12 protein-coding genes are annotated in these 12,430 nt (G+C 66.2%); 8 read left to right on the top strand and 4 right to left on the bottom strand.

Annotated features, from left to right (window positions below):
- The first annotated feature begins 274 nt into the window (after nt 1-274).
- Entirely contained in the window at nt 275-1,420 is a 1,146-nt protein-coding gene (locus QO058_RS23595; protein ID WP_284168648.1) for an alpha-hydroxy acid oxidase, read from the top strand.
- A gap of 20 nt (nt 1,421-1,440) precedes the next feature.
- Here the strand turns inward: QO058_RS23595 and QO058_RS23590 are convergent, their stop codons facing one another.
- Together QO058_RS23590 and QO058_RS23585 are read right to left on the bottom strand one after the other, a co-directional pair.
- Nucleotides 1,441-1,632 carry a hypothetical protein gene (locus QO058_RS23590; RefSeq protein WP_284168647.1) on the bottom strand — a complete coding sequence of 64 codons (192 nt, stop codon included), beginning with the start codon at nt 1,630-1,632 and terminating at the stop codon, nt 1,441-1,443.
- Nucleotides 1,633-1,995: 363 nt separating this feature from the next.
- Nucleotides 1,996-2,481, bottom strand: coding sequence for a YcgN family cysteine cluster protein (locus QO058_RS23585; protein ID WP_284168646.1), 486 nt, complete (start codon nt 2,479-2,481; stop codon nt 1,996-1,998).
- Nucleotides 2,482-2,676: 195 nt separating this feature from the next.
- Between QO058_RS23585 and QO058_RS23580 the strand changes: the two genes are divergently transcribed.
- The 7 genes from QO058_RS23580 (at nt 2,677) to QO058_RS23550 (ending at nt 10,268) form a co-directional block, all read left to right on the top strand.
- Nucleotides 2,677-3,819: an ABC transporter substrate-binding protein gene (locus QO058_RS23580; protein ID WP_284168645.1), complete on the top strand. Its 1,143-nt coding sequence runs from the start codon at nt 2,677-2,679 to the stop codon at nt 3,817-3,819.
- Nucleotides 3,816-4,919, top strand: coding sequence for a FecCD family ABC transporter permease (locus tag QO058_RS23575; RefSeq protein ID WP_284168644.1), 1,104 nt, complete (start codon nt 3,816-3,818; stop codon nt 4,917-4,919). Before QO058_RS23580 ends, QO058_RS23575 begins: the two co-directional genes overlap by 4 nt.
- Nucleotides 4,913-5,713: an ABC transporter ATP-binding protein gene (locus QO058_RS23570; RefSeq protein ID WP_284168643.1), complete on the top strand. Its 801-nt coding sequence runs from the start codon at nt 4,913-4,915 to the stop codon at nt 5,711-5,713. The genes QO058_RS23575 and QO058_RS23570 overlap by 7 nt, the downstream gene beginning before the upstream one ends.
- 30 nt (nt 5,714-5,743) lie before the next feature.
- Nucleotides 5,744-6,526, top strand: coding sequence for a class I SAM-dependent methyltransferase (locus tag QO058_RS23565; RefSeq protein ID WP_284168642.1), 783 nt, complete (start codon nt 5,744-5,746; stop codon nt 6,524-6,526).
- 165 nt (nt 6,527-6,691) lie between these two features.
- A complete protein-coding gene (locus tag QO058_RS23560) occupies nt 6,692-8,899 on the top strand; it encodes a transglycosylase domain-containing protein (protein WP_284168641.1) in 2,208 nt (735 codons plus the stop codon).
- A gap of 146 nt (nt 8,900-9,045) precedes the next feature.
- Complete coding sequence (locus tag QO058_RS23555) at nt 9,046-9,621, top strand: DUF1214 domain-containing protein (protein WP_284168640.1); 576 nt, start codon at nt 9,046-9,048, stop codon at nt 9,619-9,621.
- A complete protein-coding gene (locus QO058_RS23550; RefSeq protein ID WP_284168639.1) occupies nt 9,618-10,268 on the top strand; it encodes a DUF1254 domain-containing protein in 651 nt (216 codons plus the stop codon). Before QO058_RS23555 ends, QO058_RS23550 begins: the two co-directional genes overlap by 4 nt.
- A 21-nt stretch (nt 10,269-10,289) precedes the next feature.
- Here the strand turns inward: QO058_RS23550 and corA are convergent, their stop codons facing one another.
- Nucleotides 10,290-11,345, bottom strand: a complete 1,056-nt coding sequence (gene corA, locus QO058_RS23545) for a magnesium/cobalt transporter CorA (RefSeq protein WP_284168638.1) — start codon at nt 11,343-11,345, stop codon at nt 10,290-10,292.
- Between the two features lie 106 nt (nt 11,346-11,451).
- Entirely contained in the window at nt 11,452-12,249 is a 798-nt protein-coding gene (locus tag QO058_RS23540; RefSeq protein ID WP_284168637.1) for a hypothetical protein, read from the bottom strand.
- Nucleotides 12,250-12,430: the final 181 nt, after the last annotated feature.

The following is a 12,430-nucleotide window of genomic DNA, read 5'->3' as shown; positions in this document are numbered from 1 at the left end:
CGCCGGCGCGCCCGCATGGTTCGCATCTGCGCGTCCGCTTGCTGCAGCGCACCTGTGCGGCGCGGTCATGCCGAAAAGCGCATGAACAATCAATGAGCATGCGCAGTGCCATCTCGCCGCCCGGCAATATCGGGCGGGCGGCGACAGGCGGCGCAATATGGCCAAGACTGGCACCGCGCGATAGGGTGCCGTCCCGCCTCGAGAGCGGCAGCCGGCGCCGATCCAACGGCCGTCAGCGCCGCCTCGCCTACCCAGAATGACGCCGAAGCGAACGATGCGCCTGAACGACTGCCATAACTTCCACGACTTCCGCACCCTTGCCAGGAAGCGGCTGCCGGGCCCGATCTTCAACTACATCGACGGCGGCGCCGACGACGAGGTCACCCTCCGGCGGAACTCCGAGAGCTTCGAGCGCTGCGACCTCGTTCCGAATGTCCTGCGCGGCGTGAGCAGCCTCGACACCTCTGTCACCGTGATGGGCCAGAAGCTCGCCGTGCCGTTCTACTGCTCGCCGACGGCCTTGCAGCGCCTCTTCCATCATCAGGGTGAGCGCGCGGTCGCTGCTGCGGCGGCGCGCTACGGCACCATGTTCGGCGTGTCGTCTCTCGGCACCATCAGCTTGGAGGAGCTGCGCAAGGCCCATAGCGGGCCGCAGGTCTACCAGTTCTACTTCCACAAGGACCGCGGCCTGAACCGGGCGATGATGGAGCGGGCCAAGGAAGCCGGCGTGAACCTGATGATGCTGACCGTCGACAGCATCACCGGCGGCAATCGCGAGCGCGACCTGCGCACCGGCTTCTCGATTCCGTTCAGGCTCAACCTTGCTGGCGTGACGCAGTTCGCGATCAAGCCGCAATGGGCGCTGAATTACCTCACCCATGAGAAATTCAGCCTGCCGCAGCTCGACAGCCACGTCGACATGGGCGGCGGCGCGATGTCGATCAGCCGCTATTTCACCGAGATGCTCGACCCGGCGATGACCTGGGACGACGTTGCCGAGATGGTCAGGCTCTGGTCGGGGCAGTTCTGCCTGAAGGGGATCATGTCGGTCGCCGATGCGAAACGCGCCGTCGAAATCGGCTGCACCGGCATCATCCTCTCCAATCATGGCGGCCGGCAGCTCGACGGCTCGCGTGCCGCCTTCGACCAGCTTGCTGAGATCGTCGACGCCGTCGGCGACCGCATCGACGTGATCATGGATGGTGGCATCCAGCGTGGCTCGCATGTGCTGAAAGCCCTGTCGCTCGGCGCCAAGGCCGTCGGCATCGGGCGCTACTACCTCTATCCGCTCGCGGCCGCCGGGCAGCCGGGCGTCGAGCGCGCCCTCGGCCAGCTCAAGACCGAGGTCGAGCGCGGCATGAAGCTGATGGGCGTGACCCGGCTAGATCAGCTGTCGCGCGAGAATTTGCGGTTCCGGTAGACGAGCGACGCGACGACGGGCTATTGCTCGTCCTCTGCTTCAAGAGGGCTATAGCGCCAGTCAAACGCCTGAAGCAGCTCGCGCGCCTGCTCGTCCAGCTCGGCGCGATAGTGATGCTGGTGCGGCACCGGAACCGAGGGTTCCCCCGGCGTGAAGCCAAGCCGACGCAGAGCGCCCTCATAGGCGTCGATGGGCCCGTAAGCGAAGACCATATCATGTCTATCCCAGACGATGGTCGCATGATCTGCCGGAGAATGAAGCCACAACTCGAAACGGCTATCCCCCCGCAAAAGAGCGTCAAAGCGCCCGAGGAACGCCGTAACCTGGGAGGATGAGATAGCGGGGGCTTTGATAGCGCCCAGAATCGCCCTCGCCGCGCGATGTATGCAAGATATATAGCAAGTGGAAGGGTGGCTTTAGACAGGCCGCGAGATGCTCGAATACGAGCGGATCGCTCGCTGGCGCAACCGATACGATCCGCTCTTTCTGCACCTCATATAGAGGTGGATGAGAATACATCCGCCAGACATCATCGACGAGGTGGCCTAGCCGGTACAGCATGGTTTTAAGTTCTTCTAGCCAACCTTCTTGTCGCGCGCCGCCTTCGGCCAGCGCAGCGGCCAATTGACGATGCGCTCGACGATCTCTTCCTCGGCGACCTCGTCCTCATTGGCGTAGACGCGGTTTCTGACAGACACCCCTGCTGCGACGACCGTCTGTGGGTCGCCCGAGACGAGCGGATGCCACCAGGGCAGGTCCCTGCCCTGGCCGACGAGCTTGTAGGCGCAGGTCGGCGGCAGCCAGGACAATGTGCGCACCGCGTCGGGCGTTAGCGTCACGCAATCGGGGACCGTCTTCGAGCGGTTGGTGTAGTCGTGGCAGCGGCAGGTTGACGCGTCGAACAGACGGCAGCCGATATCGGTGGCGTGGAGCCTTCCGGTGTCATCATCCTCGAGCTTGACCAGACAGCAGCGACCGCAGCCGTCGCAGAGCGATTCCCACTCCGCCTCGGTCATCTCCTCGAGCGTCTTGGTGCGCCAGAAGGGTGCGCTATCGGTCATCGGTCCGGCCATGGCTGCTTATGCCCCGCCGCGGCGGCAGAGGGAAGCGCGCGAACGCCGCATCATGCATAGCGCGCACCCTCACCTTAAATCCATTCTAATCTTTGTTTAGAGAGATTATAATCTATGAAAATTGACCGAATACTCGGATCGGCCTAACGGGAGGAAGAATTCCCCTGCTCGCGAGCCTTCCCGATGCTGACCCGCCGACATCTGCTGCGCGCCTTTACCGTTACCGCGGGCCTGGCGATCACGGCCCTGCCCGCTTTGGCCGACAAGGTGACGGTCACCGACATCGTGGGGCGCAAGGTCGAGGTCGAGGCCCCGGTCAAGCGGATCATCCTCGGCGAAGGCCGGCAGATGTATTTCGTCGGGGCGCTCGACAAGGGCGAGCCGTTCAAGCGCGTCGTCGGCTGGCGTGACGATCTCGGCAAGGCCGATCCCGAGACCTACCGCGCCTATGAGAAGCGCTATCCTGAGATCGCCAAGCTGCCGACCTTCGGCGGCATGAAGGAAGGCGCCTTCGACATCGAGCAGGCGATCGCGCTGAAGCCAGACGTGCTCTTCCTCAACATCGAAGCCAAGATCGCCAGCGACGAGGCCAAGCTGGTCGAAAAGCTCGCCTCGGTCGGCATTCCCGTCGTCTATGTCGATTTCCGCGAGAAGCCGTTCGAGCATACCGAGCCGTCGATGCGGCTGATCGGCAAGCTGTTCGGCAAGGAGCAGGTCGCCGAGGAGTTCATCGCGTTCCGCGCCGAGCAGATCAAGGTCGTGACCGACCGCCTTGCCAAGGCGACCGATCTCAAGCGCCCGCTGGTCATGGTCGAGCGCGCCGGCGGCTATTCCGACGATTGCTGCATGTCCTTCGGCAACGAGAACTTCGGCAAGATGGTCGACTTCGCCGGCGGCCGGAACCTGGCGGCCCCGCTGATCCCCGGCACCTTCGGCACGGTCAATGCCGAGCAGATCGTCGCGTCCAACCCCAATGTCATGATCGTCACCGGCAGCAACTGGGACGGCTATGTCCCGGGAGGCGCCTGGGTCGGGCTCGGTTATGGCGCCAACATGACCGAGGCGCGTCGCAAGCTGACCAACCTGATGAAGCGTCCGGCCTTCACGCAGACGGCGGCGGTCAAGAACGGCCGCGTCCACGGCATCTGGCACCAGTTTTACAACAGTCCCTACCAGTTCGTGGCGATCCAGGAGATCGCGAAGTGGCTGCACCCCGATCTGTTCAAGGACGTCGATGCTGGCGCAACGATGAAGGCGTTGCACGAGCGCTTCCTGCCGCTGCCCTATGAGCCCGGCCTGTGGGTCTCGCTCGAGGCCGGCAAATGAGTCTTGCTCCGGCCAGCGCCAACGAGATCGTGACCAAACCGGCAGAGGTAGCAAGGAGCGCAGCCCAGGGGCGCGACGCCTACCGGGCGCTATCGCTGCGCCGCAAGCTGATCCTGGTCGGCTTCGCCGCCGTATTGCTGGCCTGCCTCATCGTCGATCTGATGCTCGGACCAGCCCGCTACAGCGTGGCCGAGGTCGTCAACGCACTGATCTCGCCATCGACCGCGCCAGCCGCAGTCAGGGTCGTGATCTGGGACATCCGCCTGCCGGTCGCGCTGATGGCCGTCGTCACGGGCGCATCGCTGGCGATTGCCGGCGCGCAGATGCAGACCGTGCTGAACAACCCGCTCGCCAGCCCGTTCACGCTCGGCATCTCGGCCGCCGCGAGCTTCGAGGCGGCACTGGCGCTGGTCTTCGGCGTCGCCATCGTGCCGCTAGCGATCGACTACATCGTGCCGCTCAACGCCTTCATCATGGCGATGGGCGCGTCCATTCTCATCCACGTGCTGAGCCAGCGCCGCGGCGTCACCACCGAGACGGTGGTGCTGCTCGGCATCGCGCTGGTCTTCACCTTCAACGCCCTGCTCTCGCTGCTGCAATTCTTCGCCTCGGAGCAGGCGCTGGGTGCCGTCGTCTTCTGGATGATGGGCTCGCTGACCAAGGCGAACTGGCACAAGCTCGCCATCACCACGGCCGTGCTTGTCGCCTGCGTCCCGCTGTTCGCGCGCCGCGCCTGGGCACTGACGACGCTGCGGCTCGGCGACGAGAAGGCGGCGAGCTTCGGCATCGATGTCAGGTATTTGCGGCTCGAGACCATGCTGCTCGTCGCCCTGCTCGCAGCGGTGCCGGTCGCCTTCGTCGGCACGATCGGCTTCATCGGCCTGGTCGGCCCGCATATCGCCCGGATGGTGATCGGCGAGGACCAGCGCTTCTTCCTGCCGGCCTCGGCGCTGGCCGGCGCGGCGATCCTCTCGGCCTCCTCCGTCGTCAGCAAGTCGCTGATCCCCGGCCTGATCTTCCCGATCAGCATCGTCACCGCGCTGGTCGGCGTGCCGTTCTTCTTCAGCCTGATCCTGACCAGCCGGAGGCGCTCATGGTAAAGCGCCTTGCGCTCAACGATGTCGGCGTCGCCTATGGCAAGCGCCAGATCCTCAGCGGGATAAGCACACCGGAAATGAAGGGTGGCGAGATCGTCGCCGTGATCGGCCCCAATGCCGCCGGAAAGTCGAGCCTGTTTCGCCGCATCGCCGGGCTGATCCCGGGAGCAGGCTCGGTCGAGGTCGTCAGCGCCCACGGCAAGACGCCCTGCTACCTGCCGCAGGATACAGCGGTGAACGCAGTGCTGACCGTCTACGAATCGATCCTGCTCGCCCGCAAGCAGGGCGGCTCCTGGAGTGTCGGCGACGACGAGTTGTCGACCATCGACGAGGCGCTGCACGCGCTCGACATCGCCGACCTCGCCTTCCGCGGTCTCGGCGAGCTCTCGGGCGGCCAACGCCAGCTCGTGTCGATCGCCCAGACGTTGGTGCGCCGCCCCGAGATCATGCTGCTCGACGAGCCGACGAGCGCACTCGACCTGCATCGCCAGTTCGAGGTGCTGAGCCTCGTCTCGCGGCTGGCGCGCGAACGGCAGGTCTGCGTGCTGATCGCGATCCACGACCTCAACCAGGCTCTGCGCATCGCCGACAAGGTGATGGTGCTGGCCAAGGGTCGGCTCGCTGCCTTCGGCGATCCGCGGGAGATCATCACGCCGGCCCTGCTCGAAGAGGTCTATGGCGTCGTCGCCCGCGTCGAGGCGGCCGATGGCGAGACGCCCTTCGTGGTCGTGCATGGCTCGGCCCGCGGGCGAGGCCGCAGCGAGGCTCCGCTTGCGCATGCCCAGGCGGCGGAATAACACCCTTTCAATTCAGCTTGGCGAATGCCGATGTCAGACAGCAGTCTCTCCACTCCCGGCGCCAACTACTCCCTCAAGGAGGAGATCCGGACCTACTGGTCCGGCCGGGCCGCCAGCTTCGACCAGCAGGTCGGCCACGCCATCAAGTCTGATGCCGAGCTCGCCGCCTTCCAGTCGCTGCTGCGCCAGTCCTTCGGTGCTGAACCGCGCGAGGTGCTCGACCTCGCCTGCGGTACCGGCGAGATCACCCGCGCACTTCTCTCGCTCGGGCACGAGGTCACGGCGATCGACTTCTCCGAGGAGATGCTGGCCCGCGCCCGCGCCAAGCATGGCGACAGGGCGCGCATCCTGGCCGGCGATGCCGAGCGCCTGCTCGACGACAACGAGAGCTACGACGCGCTGGTGACGCGCCATCTGGTCTGGACGCTGACCGATCCTGAGGCAGCTTTCGCCGAATGGTTCCGGGTGCTCAAGCCCGGCGGGAAGCTGCTCGTGATCGACGGCGACTGGATCAACCGCTCCTGGCTGCAGGGCCTGCTCAACCGGGCGGCGACCTTCCTGCGCGAGCGCGCTGGCGCTGCCCCGCATGCCGCCGACCGCCAGGCTTTCGACTCGATCACCAGCCGTTTCTTCTTCCGCGATGGCCTGAGCGCCGAGCGGCTCTCCGGCATGCTGCGGCAAGCTGGCTTCGCCCGGGTCGAGCCCGCCGACTATGCGCAGGTGGTCAAGGCGCAGCAGCGCCACGCCGCTTTGCACGACGCGCTCCGGCTGGCGTCATCGACCCGCTTCGCACTGCTCGCGACGAAGACCTGAGCGTACCGCGCAGAACACCCGTTTTTGCCGTGCAGCTAAACCGCTGCCCTCTTCCGTTGCAGGCGCCGAGCACTTACCTTCCTGTGTCGGATCGGGCGCTCGCTGCTCGGACCGGGACGCCGCGAGCGCGAGCCGCCGGCATGCTCAGGGTGGCCGAAAGCCGTGATGGAGTTCAGGAAGGCCCGCTGGACGACCCGCCTGAAGCGCCTCGCGCTGAGCGTCGATGCATGGATCGGCGCCTCGCTCTATGCATCCGGCCAACGCGCCGGAGAGGTCTATGAACGCATCCGCAGCGCGACCGACCGGCTGACCGTCAGCGGGCCGAAACGGCTCGCCGCCGAACTCGCCAGCGAGGGGCTGAACGTCGGCATCGCCGGCGCGATCGTGATGCTGATGCTGGCGATCCCCGCCTTTCAGGAGGGGCGCGAAGAGGCGCTCAAGAATCAGGTCTTCGCCGTCACCTTCCTCGACCGCTACGGCTCGGAGATCGGCCATCGCGGCGCCCGCCATGACGATTCGCTGAAGCTCGAGGAGTTCCCGGACCACCTGCTCAAGGCGGTGCTGGCGACCGAGGACCGGCGCTTCTACGACCATTTCGGCATCGATATCTTCGGCACCTTCCGGGCGCTCACCGTCAACGCCCGCGCCTCGGGCGTGGTCCAGGGCGGCTCGTCACTTACGCAGCAGCTGGCAAAAAACCTCTTCCTCAACAACGAACGTTCGCTCGATCGCAAGATCAAGGAAGCCTTCCTGTCACTTTGGCTGGAGTACCGGCTGACCAAGAACGAGATCCTCAAGCTCTATCTCGATCGCGCCTATATGGGCGGCGGCACCTTCGGCGTCGCGGCGGCGGCCGACTACTATTTCGGCAAGTCGGTGAAGGATGTCAGCCTGGCGGAGGCGGCGATGCTCGCCGGCCTGTTCAAGGCCCCGACCAAGTTCGCTCCGCACGTCAACCTGCCGGCAGCGCGCGCCCGCGCCAACGACGTGCTCAACGCCATGGTCGATGCCGGCTTCATGACGGCTGGCCAGGTCGATTCGGCCAAGCGCAATCCCGCGACGCCGATCGACAGGCGGCGTGATTCCAGTCCAGATTACTATCTCGACTGGGCTTTCGACGAGACCCGCAAGCTCGCCGAGGATGGCAAGCTCGGCCCGGAACGGGTGCTGACGGTGAAGACACCGTACGACCCTGCGATCCAGAAGCGCGCCGACGAGGCGGTCGAGTCGATCCTGCGCCAGCACGGCCCGGCCTATCGTGCCAAGCAGGCGGCGGCCGTGATCATGGATCCGGACGGGGCGGTGCGCGCCATTGTCGGCGGGCGCGACTACGGCGCGAGCCAGTTCAATCGCGCCACATCGAGCCTGCGCCAGCCCGGCTCCTCCTTCAAACCCTATGTTTATGCCGCGGCGATGAGCGCCGGCCTCTACAAGCCGACGACGATCGTCACCGACCGGCCCGTCTGCATCGGCAACTGGTGCCCGAACAATTACGGGCGCTCCTATGCCGGCTCGATGCCGCTGACGGTGGCGCTGGCGAAGTCGATCAATACGATCCCGGTGCAGATGTCGATCGCGATTGGCAAGGCCACCGGCGAAACCCACGAGGCCCGCGCGGCGCGCATCGGCCGGACGAAGATCGTCGAGACCTGCCGGGCCATGGGCCTGACCACACCACTGACCGACACCGTCTCGCTGCCGATCGGCGCCGGCGAGGTCACCGTGATCGAGCAGGCCGCCGGCTATGCCGTCTTCGCCAATGGCGGCAAGCGGGCGAAGCCCTATGGCGCCTTCGAGATCAGGAATTCGGCGGGCGAGGAGATCTACCGCCACGACCGCGATGAGCCGGCGCCGGCACAGGTGCTGAGCACGCAGGTCGCCTATGAGATGAACCAGATGCTGTCGACCGTGCCGACGGCGGGCACCGGCCGGCGCGCCGCGCTCGACGGCGTGATCAGCGCCGGCAAGACCGGTACGACCAACGGCTACAAGGACGCCTGGTATGTCGGCTACACCGGCAATCTCGTCGGCGCGATCTGGTTCGGCAACGACGATTCCTCCGAAACCAACAACATGACCGGCGGTTCGCTGCCGGCGATGACCTGGAAGGAGATCATGGGTTTCGCGCATCAGGGCATCGAGCTGAAACCGATCCCCGGCGTGACACCGCAGCCCGGAGACGCCAAGACAGTGGTGGCGAAAGCCAGCGATCCCGCGGCCGGCGCCAGCGCCGGCCATATGTCGCGCAAATCCTTCGAGGTACTCTCCGCCGTCGGCACGATGTTCAAGTCGGTCGAGGCTCCGCGGGCCGCTCGCGCCTCCGTCCAGGCCGGGATCCGCGGCGTTCCCACCGGCCTCTCCGTCATTCGCTAGGCTCAGAGCATTGCGCGAAAAAGTGGGAACCGGTTTTTCGCGGGAGCAGTGCTCTAAACTCATAGAATCGATCACGATTTTCGCATTCGGGCGGTTCCGCCCGAATGTGACGTGATCTAGAGGCCAATGCGGACCAAGATCGTCCCATGCGCGTACTCCCCCTCGCTTATGTAATCGCACTCGGCGCTGGCCTCGGCCTGGTCTCCGCCCGTTACGCAGTGGCGGAGCGGCCCTGGGTCGGCCGGGTCCAGATCGGTGCCTGGACGACCTGGCCGAACGGCGGCGCACGCGACATCGATCCTTATATGCGGGCCTATCTGGCGCGCGGCGTGCACCTGCCGCTCGGAGCCGGTGAAGGCCTGGAGCTCGTCGCCAAGGCGGACGATGCCGGACAGGCGCTCGACGCCCGTTGCCGCTATCTCGTCAGCGGAACAACGCCGCCGGCGCGCGGCTGGTCGCTCGACATCGCCGACCCCGCCGGCCGTTCCCTGCAGCCTACTGCCGAGCGCGCGAGCTTCACCGATGCCGAGATCGTCCGCGGCGAACGCGTCGGCATGCGTATCGTGCTGGCGACGACGCCGGAGGCCGGCAACTGGCTGCCCTTGCCGGCCACAGGCCGTTTCCAGCTCCGCTTGCGGCTCTACGATACGCCGATATCGAGCCATGCCGGCGAACTCCGGCCCGGCGCCCTGCCCCGCATCGCGCGGATCGACTGCCGATGAGCGCGGTGGACGATACCGCGGCGCTGCCTGCGGCGAGCCGGCCCACGGTCACAGGCCGTTCACAGCCCCGCCGCTGGCTGTCGCGGCTCGGGAGTGGCCTGCTGCGGCTGGTACTGCTGACGCTGGCCGGGCTGGTGCTCGCCGGCATCGTTCACATCGTCACCGTGCTAAGGATCCCAGCTCTGGCCTCGGGCGACGCCGCCACCGTCTACGCGGCGCTGGGCATGAACGGCCGGGCCGAGCTGGTCACGCCGCCTCCGGCCGGGCTGCCTGTCATGCTCGACACCGATCCGAACAGCGTCGCGGCCGTGTGCAGCTACGACCTCGCGGCGGGTCCGCTTCGCATCGTGGCACGCACCAGCTCGTTGCCGCTCGGCCTCACCGTTCACCGCCGCGGCGGCGGCGTCGCCTATGCGATCACCGATAGGGCAGCGATCCGTGGCATCCTCGAATTCGTGGTGATGACGCAGGAGCAGCTCGACGAGCGCCTGGCCAATGACGAGGAGGGCGAGACCTCCCGGGAATTGCGTGTGATCTCGCCCTCGTTGCAAGGGCTCGTCGTCGCGCGGGTCATAGTCCGCCGCGCCTTCGACCGTAGCGAGGCGGTAGCGCTAGCGACCGGCGTGGCCTGCGGACTGGCGGATTAGTCCATCTCGCTCGAAAATGCCCTAGAGCCAGCCATTGCGCTTGAAGCGCCAGAACAGCGTCAGGCAGGTGGTGACGATCACCGCCAGGACGCCGTAATAGCCGTAATGCATCTCCAGTTCCGGCATGTTCTTGAAGTTCATGCCGTAGATGCCGGCGAGCGCGGTCGGCACCGCCAGGATAGCTGCCCAGGAGGCGAGCCGCTTGGTGATCGCATTCTCCTGGCTCTGACCGACGAGCAGGCTCGCCTCGAAGGCGAAGGCCAGCACCTCCCGCAGGCTGTCTATCTTCTCCTGGACGGTGCGGACATGGTCGGTCACATCGCGGAACATCGGCGCGAGCGTCGGGCGCACCTGCGGGACGCTGCCATTGCTCAGGCGCTGGCAGACATCGACCAGCGGCCCGACCGCGTTGCGCAGGCGCAGCAGGTCGCGCCTGAGCATGTAGAGCCGCTCGATGTCGGTGCGCGTCATCGGCCGGGCGAGGACCTTGTCCTCGATCTCCTCGACCTCGTCATGGATCGACTCGAGCACCGGCATGTAATTATCGACGATGAAATCGAGGATCGCGTAGAGGATGAAATCCTCGCCCTTGGCCAGAGAAGTCGGGCAGGTCTCCCAATGTTGCCGGACCGATGTGTACGAGGTCGAGGCGCCGTGGCGGACACTGACGATGTAGCCACGGCCGATGAAGATATGCGTCTCGCCGAAGGCGATGCGCTTGTCGATCATCTGGGCGGTGCGGGCGACGACGAACAGCGCATCGCCGTACTGCTCGAGCTTCGGGCGCTGATGCGCGTTGGTCGCGTCCTCGACCGCAAGCGGGTGCAGGCCGAACTGTTCCTGCACGCATTTCAGCAGCGCCGCCTCAGGCTCGAGCAGCCCGATCCAGACGACATGACCGTCCTTGCGGGCCCATTCGCCGGCCTCATCGATCGGGACGTCGGCGATACGCACGCCATGGGCATACACGCTCGAGGCGACGACCCCGGCCTCGTGGCGATGCCCCTGCTCGACAGGCGGATCGCTGGGGGTTTCCGCCGCGACCGAGGGCGTGAACCTGACGTGTGCGACTGACATGGGGTCACTCCACCGTTCGCCAGCTCATGACCGGCAGGCTAGACCTAATCCCACAGGAATGGGAATCCTGTTTTGCGCCTGAAATCGGAGATCGGGCACAAGCTGGCTAGCCCTTGTAGACGACTGGTCCCCGCCCCGCCGGCGCGCCTTCGCCCTTTCCGCCGAACATGCCGATCAGCGGCAGATTGCAGGCGCCGCCCAGCTCGCTCTCCAGCCCCATGATGGCGCGCTCAGCCCGAACGGCCTCACGCGAAGGCATCTCGACGACGAGGTTGTCGAGCGAGAAGCGATAGCTCTTCAGCCTGAAACGGGCCCGTTCGCAGACCCAGAGCATCAGCCCTTCGTTCTCGGCGACGCGCTGAGTGGCCGGATCGCGCTGCTCGAGCGGCACCCGCTGGGAGGCATCGAGGGCACGCAGCCGAGCGCGATCGGCATTGATGACCCGCAAGGCGTTGGCGCGGAACTGGCCAAGCAGCAGCCGGTCGCCATTGGCGTCTTCGGCCAGCCGGTTGTAGCGCGACGCCTGCGAGGCGAAGGAACCGGAGGTCAGGGCGCCGTGATAGGCGGCGACATCGTTCGACTGGGCCTCGACCGGCAGGATACGGGCATGGGCGAGCTTGGAGACCTCCCGTTCGAAATGACTGCGCTCATGGGCAGGCAGGACGATCCGCCAGGCGCGGGCCCGCAACTGCTCCTCGTCGTCGGTCATATGAAACCAGGACGAGGCCTCGCCGCGGAAGCGCGCGCTCCACTCGCCGACGGCCGGTGCGATCTGATCGGCGAAGATGTTTGGGCGGGGGCGGCCGAGATCGCCGGTGGTCGAGCAGCCAGCGAGCAGAACGCAGGACAGTGTCGCCGTTGCGGCCGAGTGGGATGCGAAAAAGTGGGAACCGGTTTTTCGCATGAATCCCACTCGAACTCTCAAGAACGGATCGTGATGATCTTGGACCAATCCAAAATCACGATCCGCAGCTCTCACCCGGGCCGCCTGCGCCGCGTCTCGCGCTCGCCGCGGCCAGCGGGGCGCGGCCGTCGCGGCGGCTTGCTCGCAGCTGGCTCAGGCTGGCGCTCGTAGCGGACGCCGG

This window comes from Bosea vestrisii (genome assembly GCF_030144325.1).
Classification (GTDB): Bacteria; Pseudomonadota; Alphaproteobacteria; order Rhizobiales; family Beijerinckiaceae; genus Allobosea; species Allobosea vestrisii_A.
The sequence above is the reverse complement of the archived record's forward strand: the minus strand, read 5'-3'. Positions and strand labels throughout refer to the sequence as shown.